We start from the raw sequence: 19787 nt of genomic DNA, 5'->3' as shown, positions 1-19787 counted from the left end.
CGCTCACGTGTACCGGGCGGCGCTGCCGTCCCCGGCGCCGCCGTACGGGATCAGTCCGAGCTGAACTTCTTGGCGATGCCCCAGATGAGCACGATCGCGGAGAGGGCGAGCACCAGCCACACCCACCACTCGGTGCTGCCGCCCCCGGAGGAGCTGCCGCCCGAGGTGTAGTGGTGGTAGTGACGGTGCGAGCCCGCGAGCAGCTCGTGCATGAGGTCCCCCCTGTGGAATGCCATGGGCAGGGACCCTAGGGGGTGGTCGGTGCCCGACGCCATCACCGGGCCGGATCCGTGACCTCGCCGAAACCGGCCTCATTCCGGCGCCCGGTGCCCCACCCACCGCCAGGCGGCCTCCAGCAGCACCGCCGCCACGACCGCGATGCCCACCGCCGCCCACGGCATGGTCGCCCCCACCAGCTTCAGATCGAAGAAGTGCTGCAACCACGGTGTGATCAGGACGACCAGGAAGCACGCCCCCATTGTCAGGACCAGGCCGATGCGCCACCAGGTGTAGGGCCGGGCGATGATCACCAGCACCCACATCGCGGCGAGGAAGAGCGTCAGGGTCGCCGCACTGGTCTCGGCGGCGAGGGCGTCCGGCCCGCTGTAGAAGCTGCGGGCCAGCAGATACGTGACGAAGGCCGCGACACCGGTGATCAGGCCGGACGGGACGGCGTACCGCATCACCCGCCGTACGAAATGCGGCCGCGCCCGCTCCGTGTTGGGCGCGAGCGCGAGGAAGAAGGCGGGGACGCCGATGGTCAGGGTGGACAGCAGCGTCAGATGCCGCGGCAGATACGGGTACGGAATCTGCCAGCAGGCCACCAGGATCGCCAGCAGGACCGAGTAGACGGTCTTGGTGAGGAACAGGGTGGCGACGCGGGTGATGTTGCCGATCACCCGGCGGCCCTCGGCGACCACCGACGGCAGCGTCGCGAAGCTGTTGTTGAGCAGCACGATCTGCGCGACCGCGCGGGTGGCCTCGGAGCCGGACCCCATCGCCACACCGATGTCCGCGTCCTTCAGCGCCAGCACGTCGTTGACACCGTCGCCCGTCATCGCGACATGGTGGCCGCGCGCCTGCAGGGCACCGACCATGTCCCGCTTCTGCCGTGGGGTGACGCGGCCGAACACCGCACCCTCCTCCAGCGCCGAAGCCATCGCGTCCTTCTCGGCGGGCAGCTTCCGGGAATCCACCGGTTCCTGCGCACCGGGCAGCGCGAGCTTCGCGGCCACCGCGCCCACCGAGACCGCGTTGTCACCGGAGATGACCTTCGCCTGGACGTCCTGGTCCGCGAAGTAGCGCAGCGTGTCCGTGGCATCCGGGCGCAGCCGCTGCTCCAGGACGACCAGCGCCGTCGGCGCCACGTCCTGCGCGACGGCGGAGTCGTCCAGCTCACGCTCGCTGCGGGCCAGCAGCAGCACCCGCAGGCCCTGGGCGTTGAGGTCGTCGATCTCGCCGAGTGCGGGATCGACGGCGGGCAGCAGCACATCGGGCGCGCCCAGCAGCCACGTACTGCTCTCGCCGTCCGGGTCGTTGAAGGAGGCCCCGCTGTATTTGCGGGCGGAGGAGAAGGGCAGTGACTCCGTGCAGCGCCACCCCTGGGCCGCGGGGTAGGTGTTGATGATCGCCTGCAGGGAGGCGTTGGGTCGTGGATCGGACTCGCCGAGGGCGCCGAGCACCTGCCGGACGTAGGACTCGTCCGGCCCGTTCCGCGCGGCGTCCGCGCCGCGCGCCGCCCCCTCCCCGGTGGCCGGCGCCAGCAGGCGCAGCGCGCTGACGTCCATGCCGCCTTCGGTGAGCGTGCCGGTCTTGTCCAGGCAGACCACGTCCACCCGGGCCAGGCCCTCGATGGCGGGCAGCTCCTGGACCAGGCACTGCTTGCGGCCGAGCCGGATCACGCCGATGGCGAAGGCGACGGAGGTGAGCAGCACCAGACCCTCGGGGATCATCGGCACGATCCCGGCGACCATCCGCCGCACGGCCTCGTCGCCCGCCAGGTTGAGGGTGTAGAGGTGGCTGAGGATGAGGCCGATCGCGGTCGGGACCATCATCCAGGTGACGTACTTCAGGATCTGGCTGATGCCGGTGCGCAGCTCGGAGTGGACCAGCGTGAACCGGCTGGCCTCCTCCGCGAGCTGCGCGGCGTACGCCTGCCGGCCGACCTTCGTCGCGGTGAACGCGCCACCGCCCGCGACGACGAAGCTGCCGGACATCACCGGCTCGCCCGGCTTCTTCAACACGGGATCGGCCTCGCCGGTCAGCAGCGACTCGTCGATCTCCAGGCCGTCGCTCTCCAGCACCTCGCCGTCCACGATGATCTTGTCGCCCGGCCCCAGCTCGATCACGTCCCCGAGGACCACCTCGGAGGTGGGGATGTCGGCGGCCACCCCGTCGCGCCGCACCGTCGGTCTGGCCTCGCCGATCACGGCGAGGTGGTCCAGGGTCTTCTTGGCGCGCAGCTCCTGCACGATGCCGATGCCGGTGTTGGCGACGATCACGAAGCCGAACAGCCCGTCCTGGATCGGCCCGACGATCAGGATGATCACGAAGAGGACGCCGATGATGGCGTTGAACCGGGTGAAGACGTTGGAGCGGACGATCTCGGTGGCCGAGCGCGAGGAGCGTACGGGGACGTCGTTGACCTCGCCCCTGGCCACCCGTTCGGCGACCTCGGCCGCGGTCAGTCCGCGGTGCGCCGGAGCGGGAGCGGACCTGCCGCCCGGCTCCGGCTCCTCGACGTCGGTCCTCGCCCGCTGCGTCATGCCCTCGACGTTACGGGCGCAAGGGGCAAATCACCCGCCGGCTGGGCGTTCGGCGGTGGGGGAGGCCGCATCGGATCACGCGGCGTCCGGGTGGGTCAGGTGGCGTCCGGGGCTTCCGCCGCGCGCTTGATCGCGGCGTCGCGCCGGCGGACGTACCAGATGCCGAGCAGGCCAAGGGCGCCGCCGGCCAGGCATGTCCACACCCACCAGGTGAGGTCGCGGTCGGCGTACCAGCTGTAGAACGGGAGCTGGCCGAGGAAGAGCACGAACCAGATGACCGTGCCGCCGGTGATCGTGCCGACGACCGGCCCCTCAAGAGGCGCAGGTGCCTCGCGCAGTTCGGACTTCTTCCACATGCTGCCCAGCTTACGGGGCGGCCGGAGGGCCGTTCCGGGCGGCGGCCCGGAAAGCGGCAGGCCGCGAGGAGGCCATATGGCACAAGGGTCTACGCGCGGAGATAGCGATCACGGAATTGTTTATTCATACTGAACCTTTCTGGATCTGACTGGTTTGGCTCGTTGATTCATCCAATCTGATCCGGTTGTTCATGTTCTGGGCCCCCGGGCCCCCGTGCCGCCTCCAGGCCCTGTCCGACTGAGGTCCCCGCATGCCGCCCTCGGCCACCACGCCGGTCGACGCTCTTCACGACCCCGGCCCCAAGCCCCCCAAGAACGGCTTCGACCGCTTCTTCAAGATCTCCGAGCGGGGGTCGACGGTCTCCCGCGAGCTGCGTGGCGGGCTCGCGACGTTCTTCGCGATGGCTTACATCATCGTGCTGAACCCGATCATTCTCGGCGCCGGCCACGACAAGTTCGGCCACCAGCTGGACAACGCCCAGCTGGTCACCGCGACCGCGCTGATGGCCGGTCTGAGCACGGTCCTGATGGGTGTCCTCGGCAACGTCCCGATCGCCATCGCCGCCGGCCTGGGCATCAACGCCGTCGTCTCGCTGCAGCTCGCCCCCAAGATGAGCTGGCCGGACGCGATGGGCATGGTCGTGCTCGCCGGTCTGGTGCTGATGGTCCTGGTCGCCTCGGGTCTGCGGCAGCGGGTGATGGACGCGATCCCGAACGGGCTCCGCCGGGCCATCGCGATCGGCATCGGCCTGTTCATCTCGCTGATCGGTCTGGTCGACGCGGGCTTCGTCACCCGTAACCCGGACGCCGCGCAGACGACCGTGCCGATGGGTCTCGGCCAGGGGGGTCAGCTCACGGGCTGGCCGGTGCTGGTCTTCGTCGTCGGCCTGGTGCTGATGTTCATGCTGGTCGTGCGGAAGACCAAGGGCGCGATCCTCATCGGCATGGTCACCATGGCCGTCGTGGCGATCGTCATCAATTCCATCGCCACCATTCCGGACGCGGAGTGGGGCCTGGCGGTCCCGAACGTCCCGGACAGCATCGTCGGCGCACCGGACTTCGGTCTGATCGGCGAGATCAGCCTCTTCGGCGGCTTCAAGGACGTCGGGCTCCTCACCGGCTGCCTGTTCGTCTTCACCGTTCTGCTCTCCGGCTTCTTCGACGCGATGGGCACGATCATCGGCGTCGGCGAGGAGGCCGGACTGACCGACGAGAACGGCAACCTGCCGGGCATGGGCCGGATCCTGATGGTCGACGGCATCGCGGTCGCGGCCGGCGGCGCCTGCTCGGCCTCCGCCAACACCTGCTTCGTGGAGTCCACGGCGGGCGTCGGCGAGGGTGCCCGCACGGGCCTGGCGAACGTGATGACCGGCGGTCTCTTCCTGCTGGCGCTGGTCTTCACGCCACTGGCGACCGTCGTGCCCTCGCAGGCCGCGACGCCCGCACTGATCGTCGTCGGTTTCCTGATCATGGCCTCGAACGTCAAGGAGATCGACTGGGGTGACTTCACCGTCGGCATCCCGGCGTTCCTGACGATGGTCTCGATGCCGTTCACCTACAGCATCACCAACGGCATCGGCATGGGCGTCCTCGCCTTCATCCTGCTGCGGACGGCGACCGGGCGCTTCAAGGAGATCCCGTGGCTGCTGAACGCCGTCGGGCTGTGCTTCCTCGTCTACTTCCTGCTGAACCCGATCGAGCAGCTGCTCGGGGTCAGGTGACCCGCGTCCCGAGCGGCGGCGCCGTGTGCGGTGCAGGGCCGGGGGCGGCCCCCCAGCCGCCCAGCCGCTCCGTCTCGTCGACCGACGTCTGAAAGCGTTCGTCGAAGTCATCGCGAATGAGCGTCCGGACCACATAGTCCTGGACGCTCATTCCGCGTTTTGCGGCGTGCTGCTTGATGCGCTCCAGCAGCTCCCCGTCGACGCGCAGGCTGAGCACTCTCGATCCCATATGAATACCGTCCCCGCGCGATCCGGTCGGGCGTGTCGCTTTCGGCTGCACCCTCACCCGAATGGGTGATCCAGGGGAGGTCTCGTCCCGCGACTTTCCTTAGAAAGGGTAATGAGTTATGCTAACGAACATGCCGGAACTGTCCAGCGGCGACGACGCTGCCGCCGTGAACGCGCTGCGGTCCGCCGTGATGCGCCTGTCCCGCCGACTCAAGCACCAGCGGGTCGACGAGTCGCTGAGCCCCACCGAGATGTCGGTGCTCGGCACCCTCGCCCGGTGCGGCCACGCCACGCCCGGCGAGCTGGCCCGCAAGGAGCATGTGCAGCCGCCGTCGATGACGCGCATCGTGGCCATGCTGGAGGCCAAGGGACTGGTCCGGCTGGAGCCCCACCCCGACGACCGCCGGCAGAAGGTCGTCACGCAGACCGAACAGGCCGAGGCGATGCTCGAGGAGAGCCGCCGCAAGCGCAACGCCTGGCTCGCCGAGCTGGCCTCCGGGCTGGGCGATGACGAGTGGGCGAAGATCCGGGCCGCCGCGCCCGTGCTGGAGAAACTCGCACAGTTGTAAGGACCCCACGCCGAGGAGGCGAACCCACTTTGAGTACGGGATCCGGAGCAGACTCCGCCCCCGCACCGAACTCCCACCACGACACGGTTTCCGGCGACGCGACCGCGACCACTCCGGGCACCGCCCCGGGTGCCGCCGCCGGCCCCGCCGCCCCGCCGCGCAGGGGCATGTTCAGTTCACTTCGCATCCGGAACTACCGGCTTTTCGCCACCGGCCAGGTGGTGTCCAACACCGGTACGTGGATGCAGCGCATCGCCCAGGACTGGCTGGTGCTCAGCCTGACCGGCTCCTCCGCCGCCGTCGGCATCACCACCGCGCTCCAGTTCCTGCCGATGCTGCTCTTCGGGCTCTACGGCGGCGTCATCGCGGACCGCTTCTCCAAGCGGACGCTGCTGCTGATCACCCAGTCCGCCATGGGTCTCACCGGCCTCGCCCTCGCCGTGCTCACCCTCAGCGGCCATGTGCAGGTCTGGCACGTCTACCTGGTGGCCTTCGTCCTCGGCCTGGTCACGGTCCTCGACAACCCCTCCCGGCAGGCGTTCGTCGTCGAGATGGTCGGGCCGGACGACCTGCGCAACGCCGTCAGCCTCAACTCCGCCAACTTCCAGTCCGCCCGGCTCATCGGGCCCGCCGTCGCCGGTGTGCTGATCACGGCCTTCGGCAGCGGCTGGGCCTTCCTTTTCAACGGCCTGTCGTTCATCGCGCCGCTCGCCGGGCTGCTGATGATGCGTACCGCGGAACTCCACAAGGTCGAGCGGGTCCCGCGCAGCAAGGGGCAGTTGCGCGAGGGCCTGCGCTATGTGTCGGGGCGTCCCGAGCTGATATGGCCGATCGTGCTGGTCGGCTTCATCGGCACCTTCGGCTTCAACTTCCCGATCTGGCTGACGGCCTTCACGTACAAGGTCTTCCATGAGGGCGCCGGCACCTACGCGCTGTTCAACGGCCTCATGGCGGCCGGATCCCTGATCGGCGCGCTGCTCGCGGCCCGCCGTGCGTCCTCCCGGCTGCGGCTGCTGGTCGGCGCGGCGCTGGTATTCGGTGCCCTGGAGATGACGGCCGCGCTCGCGCCGTCGTTCTGGATGTTCGCGGCGCTGCTCGCCCCGATCGGCATGGTCGGCCTGACGATCAACGTCACCGCGAATTCCAGTGTGCAGATGGCCACCGACCCGCTGATGCGGGGCCGGGTGATGAGCCTGTTCATGATGGTCTTCATGGGCGGCACACCGCTCGGCGCGCCCCTGGTCGGCTGGATCACGGACGCCTGGGGCGCCAGGATCGGCTTCCTGGCGGGCGGCGTGATCTCGGCGCTGGCCGCGGCGCTGATCGGCCTGATCCTCGCCCGGCTGGGCGGGCTGCGGCTGAAGATAGACCTGCGCCGCGGGCACCAGCACGTGGCGTTCGTGCCCCGGACGGCCTCGTCGTCCTCGGAGCAGCACCTCACGGCGGCGGCCTGAGTTCCCCGCGGCCGCGACCGCCGAATTGCGCCCCGTCGGCCGTGCCGGCGGGGCGCAGAGCTGTCCTGGGGCGGTTCTGGGAGGCGGCGCGTGGAGGGGGAGGACGCGCTGGAGGACTTCTGGAAATGGAAGTCATTGTCAATAACCGCTAGTGTGGCGGTCCCAGTCGCCACACCATCAGGGACCGCTGTGCACGACCGACGACGCGAGCCGCAAAGCGCCGGCCCGTACACCATCCGGGCCGCTCTGCCGCAGGACTGCGACGGGGCGCGCCGGGTCATGCTGGACACCTTCTACCGCGAGTTCTCCTACGGATACGTGCCTGCCTGGCACTCCGATGTCATCGACGTCCAAGGGGTCTATCTCGACCACCCGCGCCACCGCCTGATCGTCGCCGTCGCGGGCGACGAGGTGGTGGGGACCGCCGGGCTGCTGTCGCGCGGCCCCGCGCATCCGCCGCACCCACGGTGGATCGCCGAGCGCTACCCCTCCGGGAGCACCGCTCAACTCGTACGTGTCTATGTCGCCCCCGGGCACCGGCGGCATGGCCTCGCCCGCGCCATGGTCGAGCGGGCCTGTGAGTTCGCCGCCGCCGAGGGCGGGTACCGCACGGTCTATCTGCACACCAACGTCGACATCCCCGGCGCGCGCGCCTTCTGGGACAGTCTCGCCAAGGAGGTCTGCGACGCGCGGGAAACCGGCGAGCACGGGGCGGGATTCGGGACCGTGCACTACGAGATCCCGCTGCCGGGGTGAGACGTGCGGGTGCGGGCGACGGGCGCGGGTGGGGTCGCCGCGCTCCCCCCGGCGCCCGGAAATCCGGGCGCGACGGCCGCCCGACGAGTGAGACTGTGCCGCATGAGACTCTTCGCCGCCGTCCTGCCGCCCGCCTCCGCCGCCGACGAACTGGCCGACGAGGTACAGAAGTTGAAGTCCCTCCCGGGGGCGGGCCGACTGCGCTGGACCGGACGGGAAGGGTGGCACTTCACCCTCGCCTTCTACGGCGAGGTGGCGGAGGAGCTGCTCCCCGAGCTGCACGAGCGGCTGGCGCGGGCCGCGCGGCGCAACGCACCGTACGAGCTGCGGATCTCCGGCGGGGGACGCTTCTCCGACCGGGTGCTGTGGGCGGGGGCCGAGGGTGACCGGGCGGTCATGCAGAAGCTGGCGGACTCGGCGGCGGCCGGGGCGCGGCGCGCGGGGGTGCCGATGGCCGAGCACCGCGCCTACCACCCCCACCTCACGCTCGCCAGGAACCGCACCGACGACCTGGACATCACCCCGTTCGTGGGCGCCCTGGACGGCTTCGTGGGCACGCCGTGGACCGTCGGGGAGCTGGCCCTGGTGCGCAGCCATCCGCCCGTCGACGGCGTCGCGGGCAAGCAGCCCCGGTACGAGACGGTGGCCTCCTGGCCCCTGGGTCGCTGAAGCGTTCGGATCCCGCCCCGTTACGCTCAAGGGGTGGACCCCAAAACCCGTAACCGGATCATGTCCGGTCTTTTCGCCGTGCTGCTCGTCGTCGTGATCGTGGCGGCCGCCTTCCGCTGACCGCCGAGCCCGGCCGGCACCCGGCGGCCGGGCATCACCGGGCCGCCGGGCGCGCGTCACTCACCAGGCGAAGGACTCAGGCGAGGGGCCGGGGCCGGGGAAGATCTCGTCGAGGGACGCGAGGAGATCGTCCGGCAGGGTCAGCTCGACGGCGCGCAGCGCGGAGGCGAGCTGGTCGGTGGTGCGCGGGCCCACGATCGGCCCCGTCACCCCGGGGCGGGTGAGCAGCCAGGCCAGCGCGACCTCTCCCGGCTCCAGCCCGTGCTTGTCGAGCAGGTCCTCGTAGGACTGGATCTGCGCCCGGATCGCGGAATTGGCCAGCGCGTCCGCGGAGCGCCCGGACGCCGACCGTGCCGAGCCGCCCTCCCGCTCCTTGCGGATGGCTCCGCCGAGCAGTCCGCCGTGCAGTGGCGACCACGGGATGACGCCCATGCCGTAGCCCTCGGCGGCCGGGATGACCTCCATCTCGGCGCGCCGTTCGGCGAGGTTGTAGAGGCACTGCTCGCTGACCAGGCCGAGCGAACCGCGGCGCGCGGCCGTCTCGTTGGCGCGGGCGATGTGCCAGCCGGCGTGGTTGGACGAGCCGACGTAGAGGATCTTGCCCTGCTGGACCAGGACGTCCATGGCCTGCCAGATCTCGTCCCAGGGCGTGTCCCGGTCGACGTGGTGGAACTGGTAGAGGTCGATGTGGTTGGTGCCCAGGCGCTTGAGGCTGGCGTCGACCGCGCGCCGGATGTTGAGGGCGGAGAGCTTGTCGTGGTTGGGCCAGACCGGCTCGCCGTCGGTCGCCATGTTGCCGTAGACCTTGGTGGCCAGCACGGTCTTGTCGCGCCTGCCGCCGCCCTTGGCGAACCACGAGCCGACGATCTCCTCCGTACGGCCCTTGTTCGCGCCCCATCCGTAGACGTTGGCGGTGTCGAAGAAGTTGACGCCGGCGCCGAGTGCGGCGTCCATGATGGTGTGGCTTGCGGCCTCGTCGGTCTGAGGCCCGAAGTTCATCGTCCCGAGGACGAGTCGACTGACCTTGAGTCCGGTGCGTCCGAGCTGCGTGTACTCCATAGCTGCTCAGCCAACGCCTTCGAGTGCGCTCGAATCAAGGGCCGCAGGGCGCGTCGTGGGCGGAAAGCGGTGTCGGGCCCCGGTCGCCCCGCTCAGCCGGCGGGTACCTCGTGTACCTCGCGTGCCCTGTGGACCCCTTGAGCCTCGTACGGTGCTCCCACTCCCCACGCCTGGTGCATCGCATCGGCGAACGCGCCCGCCAGGAGGTGCTCGCCCTCGGGCGAGGGGTGCGTCCCGTCGTACGTGGCGCGCGGGATCTCCCAACCGGCCGGCTCGGAGGCCAGCAGCAGCGGGGAGGCGGGTGTCGAGAGGTCGGCAACGGCCTTGCCCAGCAGCTCGTTGAAGCGCACGCACTCCGCGCCGAACGGGCCGTCGGTCACCGCCCGCACATTCGGTATCACGGGCATCAGTACCGCCCGGATGTGCGGGGCGGCCTCGCGGGCCTCCGCCACGAACCGCCGCACATTCTCGGCGGTCTGCTCGGCGTTCGTGTAGAAGCCGAGGTCTATCAGGCCGAGCGAGACCAGCAGCGTGTCGGCGCCGTGGTGGCGGACGGCGTCACCGATCAGCGGCGCCATGTGCAGCCAGCCCTCGCCCCAGCCGGCGAGATGACGGCGGGCGGGTTCGGGGAAGCCGGGATCGCCGTAGTCGTGCGAGGTGGGAGCGTCGCGGAGGGTGTCATGGAGCGCGCAGCGCGGTCCGACGATGCGGTAGGGGCCGCCGAAACTCGCGTTCAGGTGCTGCCACATGCGGTAGCGCCAGGTGAAATCGCCGGTGTGCCCGACCGTCATCGAGTCACCGACGAACATGATCCTCATCCGGCCATGATGGCCGACAATCCCTACTGCCTGGTACGTGACGCTGGACACGCCGTACGCGCCGTGTCGCCGCGGATGGCAGTCTGTGCCCATGCGTTCGCTTCTGTGCGCGGCCGGTGCCGCGGGGATCGTGCTGTGTGCGGCGGTAGCGCCGGCCGCGGCCGACGAGTCCGACGGCTTCACCCTCACCGATCCCAGGATCACCGAGTCCAGCGGGCTGGCCGCCAGCCGCGTGCACCCGGGCGTCTACTGGACCCACAACGACAGTGACGACGGGCCGTTCGTCTACGCCGTCGACGGCGCGTCCGGCAAGACGCTCGCCACCATCACGTTGCGCGGGGTCGGCGACCCGCGGGACGTGGAGGCCATCTCGGTCGGCGCGGACGGCAACGTCTACGTCGGGGACGTCGGGGACAACCTCGGCGGCTCCTGGAACCACGTCTGGATCTACCGCTTCCCCGAGCCGAAGCAGCTGCGCAGCGCCACGGTCACCGCGGCGCAGTTCACCGTGAAATACGCCGACGGGCCCCGGGACGCCGAGGCGCTGATGGTGCATCCGAAGACCGGCCGCGTCTACCTCGCCAGCAAGAAGGAGGGCGGCGGGGGCGCGCTCTACGAGGGCCCTGCGCATCTCACCACGTCCGGCACCAACACCTTCCGCAAGGTGGCGCCGATCGATCTGTGGGTGACCGACGGGGCCTTCTCGCCCGACGGCACCCGGCTGGTGATGCGCAGTTACTTCGGGGCCCGGATCTACCGCTGGCAGGACGGCCGCCCCAAGGACATCGGCAGTGTGGGTGTGCCGATCCAGCAGCAGGGCGAGTCGGTCACCTTCACCGCGGACGGCCGGACGCTGATGTACGGCTCCGAGGGCGGCGGCAGCGAGGTCCGGCCGGTCGGCCTGAGCGGCGATCAGCTGCCGGAGTCGGCGAGCAAGGAGACGGCCGGGGCCGCCGGATCGGGCGCCGACGGCGGGCAGGACGAGAACGGTTCGCAGCTGAACCCGAGCTTCGGCAAGGGCGCCCTGGTCTTCGTGGCGGCGACGGTGCTGGTCGTCGCGCTCCGCAGGCTGCTTCGGCGACGCCGATAGGCCACCGGCCGCCAAGGGGCGGCAGCCGTCAGGAGGCGACGTCCGTGCTGTCACCCCGGCTCGCCGCCGGGCCGCCGGCCGCCTCGCTCTCGATCAGCCGCAGCTCGTAGTGCAGCGTCCGCTCCTTCTTCAGGCGGTGGGTCAGCGGCACCACGAGGCCGTGCAGAAGCGGGTACTTGCGGGTCAGCGCACGCTCGGCGCGGCGGTACTCCCGGGAGGCGGGGTCGAGCAGGCGCAGGCGGGCGGGTTGGGTGGGGCCGATGGGACGACCGCGCCAGGTGGCGGCGCAGAACTCCGCCTCCGGGAAGTTGCGCAGCCGCTTGGCTTTGCCCGAGCTGCTGTAGGTGCGGACATAGGCGTGGTCACCGTCCACGGCGATGCTGACGGCGGTGCCGACGCCCGTCCCGTCCCGCTTGTACGTGGTGAGCCGCACGACCGCCTGGCGTACGAAGGGCGAGAGGCCGGGCTCCGCAGGAGTCGTCATGCCCTCCATACAGGCACAGACGGGCCGGTTCGTCATGCGCTGGTACGGCCGTTGGGGTGGATGCCCGTGGTGAGGCGGGCCGCGAAAACGCCGTGCCCCCGGCGCGGGAACGCCGGGGGCACGGGGACGCGCTGGTCGAGCTGAGCGCTAGAGCTTCTCGATGACGTAGTCGATGCAGGCCGTCAGGGCCTGGACGTCCGCCGGGTCGATCGCCGGGAACATCGCGACGCGCAGCTGGTTGCGGCCGAGCTTGCGGTAGGGCTCGGTGTCGACGATGCCGTTGGCCCGCAGGGCCTTGGCGACCGCCGCCGCGTCGATCTCGTCGGTGAAGTCGATCGTGCCGATGACCTGCGAGCGCTTGGCGGCGTCGGTGACGAACGGGGTGGCGTGCTTGGAGTCCTCGGCCCACCCGTAGAGGTTCTGCGCGGAGGCGGCGGTGCGGCGGACCGCCCAGTCCAGGCCGCCCTGGCCGTTGATCCACTCCAGCTGCTCGTTGAGCAGGAAGAGGGTGGACAGCGCCGGGGTGTTGTACGTCTGGTTCTTCAGCGAGTTGTCGATCGCCGTGGGGAGCGAGAAGAACTCCGGGACGTGGCGGCCGGACGCGTGGATGCTGCGGGCACGCTCCAGGGCGGCCGGGGAGAACGCCGCCAGCCACAGGCCGCCGTCGGAGGCGAAGGACTTCTGCGGGGCGAAGTAGTAGACGTCGGTCTCGGTGATGTCCACCGGGAGACCGCCGGCGCCGGAGGTCGCGTCGACCAGGACCAGGGAGCCCTCGTCCGCGCCCTCGACGCGCTTGATCGGGGCCGCGACACCGGTGGAGGTCTCGTTGTGGGTGTAGGCGTAGACGTCCACGCCCTGCTCCGCGGCCGGCGAGGGGTGCGAGCCCGGGTCGGCGGAGATGACGGTGGGCTCCTCCAGCCAGGGCGCGAGCTTGGCGGCCTTGGCGAACTTGGAGGAGAACTCACCGAAGGAGAGGTGCTGGGACTTGCGCTCGATCAGACCGTGGGTCGCGATGTCCCAGAACGCGGTCGAGCCGCCGTTGCCGAGCACGACCTCGTAGCCCTCGGGGAGCTGGAAGAGGTCGCGTACACCGTCGCGCACCTTGCCCACGAGGTTCTTGACCGGGGCCTGGCGGTGGGACGTACCGAGAAGGGAGGTTCCGGTGGCGGCGAGGGCGCCGAGCGCCTCCGTACGCACCTTGGAGGGGCCCGCGCCGAAGCGTCCGTCGGCGGGCTTGATGTCAGCGGGGATCTGGATATCAGCCACAGAGGAAGCCTAATCCGTCGTGCCCGGGGCCTTGGCGGCGCGTCCACCGGATGAGATGGCGACTGGTCTCCTGGTGAGACGGCGGCTCAGTCCTCCGGCGCCACGCCGGGCACCGGGCTCGCGTCGTGCGCGGCGTACAGAGCGGTGACCTCGGCCGCGGCGTGGGCCAGGACCTGCCGGGCCTCGGGCGGGTCGAGCACCTCCAGCGAGTCGCCGAACTGCAGCAGCTGGCGGACGGCGCGCAGCACCGGGTACGCCAGCTCGACGGTGACCCAGGTGTCGTCGGCTGCTTCTCCGGCGGTCCCGGTGCCGCCCGTCGCCCCCTCCGCGGTGTCACCCGTTCGTGGCGGTCCGGTCAGTGCCGTGCCGAGGATGCGGACGGCGAGGTCCAGCCGCTCGCGCCGGATCCGGGCGGTCACCCGCACCGGCACCGAGCGCTCCTCCACCTGCCGCCGCAGCAGCCCCCACACATCCGCGAGTTCCACGCCGGGCCGGCGGCGGACCGGGGCATCGGTGACGGTGGCGGCGAGGATCCGGTCGGTGCGCAGGAGACGTGGTCTGCCACGCCGGTCGGCGACGAGGTACCAGATGCCGGCCTTGGCCACCAGGCCGTACGGGTCGACGGTGTACGTCCGCGGCGTCGTCGCGCCGCTGTGGCGGTAGCGCAGACGCAGCCGGCGGTCGGTGAAGACCGCGGTGTTCAGCTCGTCGACGTCCACGGTGGGGTGGGTGGGCCGGGCCATCCAGCGGTCGGGGTCGACGAGGATGCGCCGGCTGGTGAGCTCCGCGGCCGGGCGGTGCGGGGCCGGCAGCGCCGCCATCACCTTGCGCAGCGCAGAGCCGAGGGCGTCGTCGAGGCCGAGGGCGGTGTGCGCGCCCTGGGCGGCCAGTACGAACAGCGCGCGGGACTCGTCGGCGGTCAGGCCCGTCACGTCGGTGCGGAATCCCGGCAGCAGAGCGATTCCGCCGTGCCGGCCGCGCTCGGCGTAGACCGGGACACCGGCTGCCGAGAGGGACTCGACGTCGCGGTAGACGGTGCGGGTGGAGACCTCCAGCCGCTCGGCGAGCTCCGAGGCGGGGACCGTGCCGCGGGTCTGGAGGAGCAGCAGGAGCGACAGGAGGCGGTCGGACTTCACGCCCGCTTTTATATATGACGGCAGCTGTCAGGTTAGCGCGGCCAACGGCCCGACGCGGCGGAGGTCGCCCGCAGCGCGCGGCGACGACCTGCACCGCAGGCCGGCCGCGCTCAAGGCCGCCCACGACCCGGCCGGCCTCTTCCGCTTTCACCCGCTCGCCGCCGCCGGGCCCGCCGAGGACGCCGCTGCCGCCCCCTCGCCCACATCCGTCGCCGGAGGCGGGCATGCCGAGGCGCCATGAACCGGGCCGAGTGGGCAGGCTGGAGGCATGGCTGATCGTACGGAGAACGAGAAGCGGGAACTGGAGAAGGAGTTGGCGGCCGCGGTACGAGGGGAGGTCTCCTTCACCACGGCCGACCGGGCGCTGATGACGATGGACGCTTCCAACTACCGGCGGGTGCCCCGCGGGGTCGTCGCGCCACGGGACGCCGAGGACGTCGCGGCGGCGCTGCGGGTGTGCCGCGACCACGGCGTGCCCGTGGTCGCGCGCGGCGCGGGGACGAGCATCGCGGGCCAGGCCACCGGAGTCGGAGTCGTCCTGGACTTCACGCGGCACATGCGGCGGATCGTGTCCCTGGACGCGGACGCCCGGACGGCCGTCGTCCAGCCCGGCGTGATCCTGGACGACCTGCGGGCCGCGGCCGCACCGCACGGCCTGACGTTCGGCCCGGACCCGTCCACGCACAGTCGCTGCACCCTCGGCGGCATGATCGGCAACAACTCCTGCGGCTCGCACTCGGTGGCCTGGGGAACCACCGCCGACAGCGTGCACGAGCTGGAGCTGCTGACGTACGGCGGGGAGCGGGTGCGGGCCGGGCGCGGCACCGACGCGGACGGCGCGCCCACCGGTCTGCCGCCGCGGCTGCGGGACGGGGTGAAGTCCTTGGTGGACGGGGAGCTGGCGCTGCTGCGCACCGGCTACCCCGAGCTGCCGCGCCGGATCTCGGGCTATGCGCTTGACGCCCTGCTGCCGGAGGCGGACACCGACCTGGCACGCGCCCTCACCGGCAGCGAGGGCACCCTCGGCGTGCTCACCGAGGCCACCGTGCGGCTGGTACGGACCCCGGCGGCGCGGGCGCTCGCGGTGCTCGGCTACCCGGACGAGAGCGCGGCGGCGGAGGCCGCGCACACCCTGCTGCCGCACGGCCCGCTGACCGTCGAGGGGATGGCCGCCGACCTGGTCGGCAACGCCGACGGGCTGCCGAAGGGCGGCGCCTGGCTGTTCGTGGAGACGGGCGGCGCGAGCCGCGCCGAGGCGACGGCCGCGGCCGAGGCGCTGTGCCGGGCGGCGGCCGACGGCCTCACCGACCACGCAGTCGTCTCCGACCCGGCCGGGCAGCGGGCTCTGTGGCGGGTGCGCGAGGACGCGTCGGGGACCGCGACGCGGATGCCCGACGGGAGCGAGGCGTGGCCCGGCTGGGAGGACTGCGCCGTGCCGCCCGCCCGACTCGGCCCCTATCTGCGCGAATTCCGCGCTCTGCTGGCCCAGCACGGCCTGCGCGGCACGCCCTACGGCCACTTCGGGGACGGCTGCATCCACGTCCGGATCGACTTCGATCTGCTGACCGCGCCCGGCATCCGCACCTTCCGTGAATTCTCCTACGACCTGGGCGATCTGGTGGTGGCACACGGAGGTTCGCTGTCCGGCGAGCACGGCGACGGACAGGCTCGCGCCGAGTTGCTGCCCAAGATGTACGGGCCGGAGCTGGTCGGGCTGTTCAACCGCTTCAAGGACCTGTGGGACCCGGCTGCAGGACTCAACCCCGGCATGCTCGTACGCCCCGACCGCCTGGACGACAACCTCCGCTTCGAGGTGCTGCCGAAGCGGCCGGTGCCGGTGGAGTTCGGCTATCCGCACGACGACGGGGACTTCTCCGCGGCGGTGCGGCGCTGTGTGGGCGTCGCCAAGTGCCGCCAGCTCACCGCCAACGCGGGCTCGTCCGACGTGATGTGCCCGTCCTTCCGGGCCACCGGGGAAGAGGCGCACTCCACCCGCGGCCGGGCCCGGCTGCTGCACGAGATGCTCGCCGGCGAGGTGGTGACCGACGGCTGGCGGTCGGAGGAGGTGCGCGACGCCCTCGACCTGTGCCTGTCCTGCAAGGGGTGCCGCAGCGACTGCCCGGTCGGTGTGGACATGGCCACCTACAAGGCGGAGTTCCTGCACCACCACTACGAGGGCCGCCTGCGGCCCGCCGCGCATTACGCGATGGGGCGGCTGCCGCAGTGGCTGCGGGCGGCGGCGCCGGCCGCGCCGCTGCTCAACGTCCTCGCCCGCAGCCCGCTCGCCGCCGTGGGCAAACGGCTCGCGGGAATCGCCGCCGAGCGTCCGATCCCGCGGCTGGCGACCGAGCCGTTCACCCGGTGGTGGTGGCGCCGGAGGAAGGCAGCGGACGTCCCGGCCGCCGAGGCCGCCCGCACGGTCGTCCTGTGGGCCGATACCTTCACCAACTTCCTCTCTCCGGAGGTCGGCCGGGCCGCCGTGGAGGTCCTGGAGGCCGCCGGTCTGCGGCCCCTGCTGCCGCCCACCCTGCCCAACCATCCGGCCGGCCGCGCGCCCCGGCCGCGCCGACACCGCCCGCTGTGCTGCGGGCTGACCTACGTCTCGACCGGCCAGCTCGACCAGGCGCGAGCCGTCATGCGGCGGACCGTCGAGGCGCTGGACCCGCTGCTGCGGGACGGCCGTCCGCTGGTCGTCCTCGAACCGAGCTGCGCGGCGGCGCTGCGCACGGACCTGCCCGAGCTGCTGTCGGACGATCCGCGGGCCGCCGGGATCGCCGCGTCCGTGCGGACCTTCGCGCAGGCCCTGGAGGAGCTGGCCCCCGACTGGGAGCCGCCGCGACTCGACCGTCCCGTGGTCGGCCAGACGCACTGCCACCAGCACGCCGTCCTCGGCGATGCGGCGGAGCGACGACTGCGCGAACGCGCCGGTCTGACAGGGGAGTTGAGCGGCGGCTGCTGTGGTCTTGCCGGCAACTTCGGATTCGAGTCCGGGCACTACGACGTCTCCGTCGCCTGCGCGGAGGACCGACTGCTGCCCGCCGTACGGGAGTCCGCCGCCGACGCCGAGGTCCTCGCGGACGGCTTCTCCTGCCGCACCCAGCTCGACCAGCTCGCCGGACGCCCCGGTCGCCATCTGGCCGAGGTGCTCGCCCAGGCGCTGAGGGAGGAAAGCGGGACGGCGAGCGGGTGAGGCCGATCGCCGCCACCGGCCGTGACCGCGCCGGCTCAGGCGCCGCCCGTCTCGCCGATGACCTCGTGGGCCAGCGCGATCAGGTCCGGGATGAGCGGGTGGCCGGGGCTGTCGCGCCAGGCCAGCACCACGGGCACGGGCGGGGCGTCGGTCAGCGGGACGTACGCCATCGCGGGGTGGGGGTGCATCCCGGCGGTGGCGGAGGTGGTGACGCCGACCGCCCGGCCGCCGGTGATGGCCGCCAGCCAGTCATCGGTGTTGCCGATGGTGATGGTCGAGGCCGGACGGTTCCCCGCGGGCCACAGGTCCAGGGTGGTGGTGCCGGAGACGGTGTTCAGCGCGAGGGTGCGGTCGGCCAGATCGGTGAGCGCAAGGGTGGCGCGGCCGGCGAGCGGGTCGTCGGCCGGCAGCCCGGCCACCCTGGGCTCGGTGGTCAGCTGCTCGGTGACCAGACCGGGGGAGCTGACCTCACCGCGCAGCAGGGCCGCGTCGACGTCGCCGCGGGCGAGCCCGGCCGTGCGGTCGTCCACCCGCAGCAGTTCGAGCGGGGTGTCGGGGTGCCGTTCGCGCCAGCGCCGGAGCAGCACGGTGGTGTACCGGCCGGCCGCCGACCAGGCGTGGCCGAGCCGCAGCGGCCAGCCCCGGTGCGGGTGCCCCAGCGCCCGGTCGAAGGCGGTCACCGCGATGGCGGCCCGATCCCGGAAGCTGGTGCCCTCCGGTGTGAGCGCGAGGTGGTGGGTGGAGCGGTCGACGAGGCGGACGCCCAGTTCCACTTCCAGCTGCCGCAGGGTGCGGGAGACGGCCGGCTGGGTCAGGTGGAGCCGCTCGGCGGCGCGGGTGACGCTGAGGGTGTCGGCGATCGCGAGGAAGCAGCGGAAATGACGCAGCTCGATGGTCATGCGTGTGGAGCATAACAACAGGGGAAACGGCATTTCACGGACCGGAAGGGTGGCCTTTAGCGTGGGGGTGTGAATTCTTCCCCCGCCGGCTCCGATGGCCCCATAGCCGCCACTTCCGCCCCCTCCGAGCCCTCCGCCACGCCGTCTCGCGGCGCCTCGTCCGGCGCCACCGCCGCTCGGGCCGCGACCGCTTCCGGTTCGGCCGGCCCGGCCTCCGGTGACCCGGCCCACGACGGGTCGATACACCACCCGGTGCCCGCCTCGCCGGAGGTCATGACGGCGGAGGCGGCGGCCGGTGCGGCGGGCCCCGCGGGGGCGCGCGGGCGGCTGGTGTCGGTGGCGCTGGTCATCGGCGGCATCGTCTCGCTCCAGTTCGGGTCGTCCGTGGCGGTGCTGCTCTTCCCGCGCGCCGGAGCGCTGGGCGTCGTCACCCTCCGCCTCGTCGTCGCCTCGCTGGTGCTGCTGATCGTCTGCCGCCCCAAGCTGCGCGGGCACAGCCGCGGAGACTGGGCCACGGTGGTCGCCTTCGGCGTGGCCCTGGCCGGTATGAACTCGCTCTTCTACCAGGCGATCGACCGCATTCCGCTGGGTGCCGCGGTCACGCTGGAGTTCCTCGGTCCGCTGATCCTGTCGGTGGCCACCTCACGGCGGGCGCTGAGCATGCTGTGGGCGGCGCTGGCGCTCGGGGGTGTGGTGCTGCTGGGCCGCGAGGGCTTCGACGGCCTGAACCTCGCCGGCGCCGGCTTCGCCCTGGCGGCCGGTGGACTGTGGGCCGCGTACATCCTGCTCTCGGCCCGTACCGGCCAGCGCTTCCCCCAGGCGGACGGGCTCGCGCTGGCCATGACCGTGGCCGCGGTGCTCAGCCTCCCGCTCGGCGTCGCGAGCGCGGGCGCCGCGCTGCTCGACCCGGTCACCCTGGGCCTGGGCGCCGCCGTCGCCCTGATGTCGTCGGTGCTGCCCTACACGCTGGAACTGCTCGCCCTGCGCAAGCTGCCCGCCTCGGGCTTCGCGGTCATGATGAGCCTGGAGCCGGCCGCCGCGGCCACCGCCGGATTCCTGGTCCTGCACCAGGCGCTGGGCTGGGTCGAGGTGTTGGCGATCGGCCTGGTCGTCGTCGCGAGCGTGGGCGCGGTACGCAGCGCGGGGGCGTCCTCGCACAGCTGATCCCGCACGGCGCCGGGGCCGTGGCTCCGCCGCCGCCCGCGCC

Annotated in this window: 18 protein-coding genes; 8 read left to right on the top strand and 10 right to left on the bottom strand. The window is 71.9% G+C overall.

The annotated features are described in order from the left end of the window. Positions 1-50: 50 nt before the first annotated feature. The 3 genes from ACGFZW_RS21410 to ACGFZW_RS21400 form a co-directional block, all read right to left on the bottom strand. A complete protein-coding gene (locus ACGFZW_RS21410) occupies positions 51-236 on the bottom strand; it encodes a hypothetical protein (protein WP_393894748.1) in 186 nt (61 codons plus the stop codon). A gap of 75 nt (positions 237-311) precedes the next feature. Continuing rightward, on the bottom strand, positions 312-2765 hold the full coding sequence (locus ACGFZW_RS21405) for an HAD-IC family P-type ATPase (RefSeq protein ID WP_393894747.1): 2454 nt from the start codon (positions 2763-2765) through the stop codon (positions 312-314). A gap of 95 nt (positions 2766-2860) precedes the next feature. Beyond that, positions 2861-3121, bottom strand: a complete 261-nt coding sequence (locus ACGFZW_RS21400; protein WP_393894746.1) for a DUF2530 domain-containing protein — start codon at positions 3119-3121, stop codon at positions 2861-2863. A 251-nt stretch (positions 3122-3372) separates the two neighbouring features. On the opposite strand from ACGFZW_RS21400, the gene ACGFZW_RS21395 reads away from it, so the two are divergent. Beyond that, positions 3373-4842, top strand: a complete 1470-nt coding sequence (locus ACGFZW_RS21395) for an NCS2 family permease (RefSeq protein WP_393894745.1) — start codon at positions 3373-3375, stop codon at positions 4840-4842. Here the strand turns inward: ACGFZW_RS21395 and ACGFZW_RS21390 are convergent. Further along, the gene (locus ACGFZW_RS21390; protein ID WP_393894744.1) at positions 4835-5071 is read right to left on the bottom strand and encodes a hypothetical protein; all 237 of its coding nucleotides are present in this window, start codon (positions 5069-5071) and stop codon (positions 4835-4837) included. The genes ACGFZW_RS21395 and ACGFZW_RS21390 overlap by 8 nt on opposite strands. Positions 5072-5201: 130 nt before the next feature. Between ACGFZW_RS21390 and ACGFZW_RS21385 the strand changes: the two genes are divergently transcribed. The 4 genes from ACGFZW_RS21385 to thpR all read left to right on the top strand — a co-directional run bounded on the left by ACGFZW_RS21385 (position 5202) and on the right by thpR (position 8518). Continuing rightward, positions 5202-5639 (top strand): MarR family winged helix-turn-helix transcriptional regulator, encoded by a 438-nt coding sequence (locus ACGFZW_RS21385; RefSeq protein WP_393894743.1) that lies wholly within the window; start codon positions 5202-5204, stop codon positions 5637-5639. Positions 5640-5668: 29 nt separating this feature from the next. Further along, positions 5669-7093: an MFS transporter gene (locus ACGFZW_RS21380; RefSeq protein WP_393894742.1), complete on the top strand. Its 1425-nt coding sequence runs from the start codon at positions 5669-5671 to the stop codon at positions 7091-7093. A 189-nt stretch (positions 7094-7282) separates the two neighbouring features. After that, positions 7283-7849 (top strand): GNAT family N-acetyltransferase, encoded by a 567-nt coding sequence (locus tag ACGFZW_RS21375; protein ID WP_393894741.1) that lies wholly within the window; start codon positions 7283-7285, stop codon positions 7847-7849. Between the two features lie 102 nt (positions 7850-7951). After that, the gene (gene thpR / locus ACGFZW_RS21370) at positions 7952-8518 is read left to right on the top strand and encodes an RNA 2',3'-cyclic phosphodiesterase (protein WP_393894740.1); all 567 of its coding nucleotides are present in this window, start codon (positions 7952-7954) and stop codon (positions 8516-8518) included. 180 nt (positions 8519-8698) lie between these two features. On the opposite strand, the gene ACGFZW_RS21365 is transcribed toward thpR, so the two are convergent. Both ACGFZW_RS21365 and ACGFZW_RS21360 read right to left on the bottom strand, forming a co-directional pair. Continuing rightward, entirely contained in the window at positions 8699-9697 is a 999-nt protein-coding gene (locus ACGFZW_RS21365; RefSeq protein WP_393894739.1) for an aldo/keto reductase, read from the bottom strand. A gap of 92 nt (positions 9698-9789) precedes the next feature. Then, complete coding sequence (locus tag ACGFZW_RS21360; RefSeq protein ID WP_393894738.1) at positions 9790-10515, bottom strand: GDSL-type esterase/lipase family protein; 726 nt, start codon at positions 10513-10515, stop codon at positions 9790-9792. 91 nt (positions 10516-10606) lie between these two features. On the opposite strand from ACGFZW_RS21360, the gene ACGFZW_RS21355 reads away from it, so the two are divergent. Beyond that, positions 10607-11605, top strand: coding sequence for a hypothetical protein (locus ACGFZW_RS21355; protein WP_393894737.1), 999 nt, complete (start codon positions 10607-10609; stop codon positions 11603-11605). Between the two features lie 28 nt (positions 11606-11633). Here the strand turns inward: ACGFZW_RS21355 and ACGFZW_RS21350 are convergent, their stop codons facing one another. From ACGFZW_RS21350 to ACGFZW_RS21340, 3 genes are all read right to left on the bottom strand, one after another. After that, positions 11634-12089 carry a PPOX class F420-dependent oxidoreductase gene (locus ACGFZW_RS21350; protein ID WP_393894736.1) on the bottom strand — a complete coding sequence of 152 codons (456 nt, stop codon included), beginning with the start codon at positions 12087-12089 and terminating at the stop codon, positions 11634-11636. A 147-nt stretch (positions 12090-12236) separates the two neighbouring features. Then, positions 12237-13355, bottom strand: coding sequence for a phosphoserine transaminase (gene serC / locus ACGFZW_RS21345; RefSeq protein ID WP_393894735.1), 1119 nt, complete (start codon positions 13353-13355; stop codon positions 12237-12239). A gap of 86 nt (positions 13356-13441) precedes the next feature. Next, the gene (locus tag ACGFZW_RS21340; protein ID WP_393894734.1) at positions 13442-14491 is read right to left on the bottom strand and encodes a helix-turn-helix transcriptional regulator; all 1050 of its coding nucleotides are present in this window, start codon (positions 14489-14491) and stop codon (positions 13442-13444) included. Positions 14492-14759: 268 nt separating this feature from the next. On the opposite strand from ACGFZW_RS21340, the gene ACGFZW_RS21335 reads away from it, so the two are divergent. Further along, positions 14760-17681, top strand: a complete 2922-nt coding sequence (locus tag ACGFZW_RS21335; protein WP_393894733.1) for an FAD-binding and (Fe-S)-binding domain-containing protein — start codon at positions 14760-14762, stop codon at positions 17679-17681. 35 nt (positions 17682-17716) lie between these two features. On the opposite strand, the gene ACGFZW_RS21330 is transcribed toward ACGFZW_RS21335, so the two are convergent. After that, the gene (locus ACGFZW_RS21330; RefSeq protein WP_393894732.1) at positions 17717-18580 is read right to left on the bottom strand and encodes a LysR substrate-binding domain-containing protein; all 864 of its coding nucleotides are present in this window, start codon (positions 18578-18580) and stop codon (positions 17717-17719) included. 273 nt (positions 18581-18853) lie between these two features. Here ACGFZW_RS21330 and ACGFZW_RS21325 point away from each other — a divergent pair, with 273 nt between their 5' ends. After that, on the top strand, positions 18854-19744 hold the full coding sequence (locus ACGFZW_RS21325; RefSeq protein WP_393894908.1) for a DMT family transporter: 891 nt from the start codon (positions 18854-18856) through the stop codon (positions 19742-19744). Positions 19745-19787 lie beyond the last annotated feature (43 nt).

This window comes from Streptomyces sp. NPDC048248 (genome assembly GCF_043201875.1).
In the GTDB taxonomy this organism is placed as follows: domain Bacteria; phylum Actinomycetota; class Actinomycetes; order Streptomycetales; family Streptomycetaceae; genus Streptomyces.
This window is presented reverse-complemented; position numbering and strand designations above follow the sequence as displayed.

Excerpts from the sequence above, each read along its gene's own strand:
- ACGFZW_RS21330 (WP_393894732.1), bottom strand. The coding sequence starts at position 18,580 with ATGACCATCGAGCTGCGTCATTTCCGCTGCTTCCTCGCGATCGCCGAC.
- ACGFZW_RS21390 (WP_393894744.1), bottom strand. The coding sequence starts at position 5,071 with ATGGGATCGAGAGTGCTCAGCCTGCGCGTCGACGGGGAGCTGCTGGAG.
- ACGFZW_RS21405 (WP_393894747.1), bottom strand. The coding sequence starts at position 2,765 with ATGACGCAGCGGGCGAGGACCGACGTCGAGGAGCCGGAGCCGGGCGGC.
- thpR (WP_393894740.1), top strand. The coding sequence starts at position 7,952 with ATGAGACTCTTCGCCGCCGTCCTGCCGCCCGCCTCCGCCGCCGACGAA.
- ACGFZW_RS21335 (WP_393894733.1), top strand. The coding sequence starts at position 14,760 with ATGGCTGATCGTACGGAGAACGAGAAGCGGGAACTGGAGAAGGAGTTG.
- ACGFZW_RS21395 (WP_393894745.1), top strand. The coding sequence starts at position 3,373 with ATGCCGCCCTCGGCCACCACGCCGGTCGACGCTCTTCACGACCCCGGC.
- ACGFZW_RS21325 (WP_393894908.1), top strand. The coding sequence starts at position 18,854 with ATGACGGCGGAGGCGGCGGCCGGTGCGGCGGGCCCCGCGGGGGCGCGC.
- ACGFZW_RS21360 (WP_393894738.1), bottom strand. The coding sequence starts at position 10,515 with ATGAGGATCATGTTCGTCGGTGACTCGATGACGGTCGGGCACACCGGC.
- ACGFZW_RS21400 (WP_393894746.1), bottom strand. The coding sequence starts at position 3,121 with ATGTGGAAGAAGTCCGAACTGCGCGAGGCACCTGCGCCTCTTGAGGGG.
- ACGFZW_RS21410 (WP_393894748.1), bottom strand. The coding sequence starts at position 236 with ATGGCATTCCACAGGGGGGACCTCATGCACGAGCTGCTCGCGGGCTCG.
- ACGFZW_RS21355 (WP_393894737.1), top strand. The coding sequence starts at position 10,607 with ATGCGTTCGCTTCTGTGCGCGGCCGGTGCCGCGGGGATCGTGCTGTGT.
- ACGFZW_RS21350 (WP_393894736.1), bottom strand. The coding sequence starts at position 12,089 with ATGACGACTCCTGCGGAGCCCGGCCTCTCGCCCTTCGTACGCCAGGCG.
- ACGFZW_RS21385 (WP_393894743.1), top strand. The coding sequence starts at position 5,202 with ATGCCGGAACTGTCCAGCGGCGACGACGCTGCCGCCGTGAACGCGCTG.
- ACGFZW_RS21365 (WP_393894739.1), bottom strand. The coding sequence starts at position 9,697 with ATGGAGTACACGCAGCTCGGACGCACCGGACTCAAGGTCAGTCGACTC.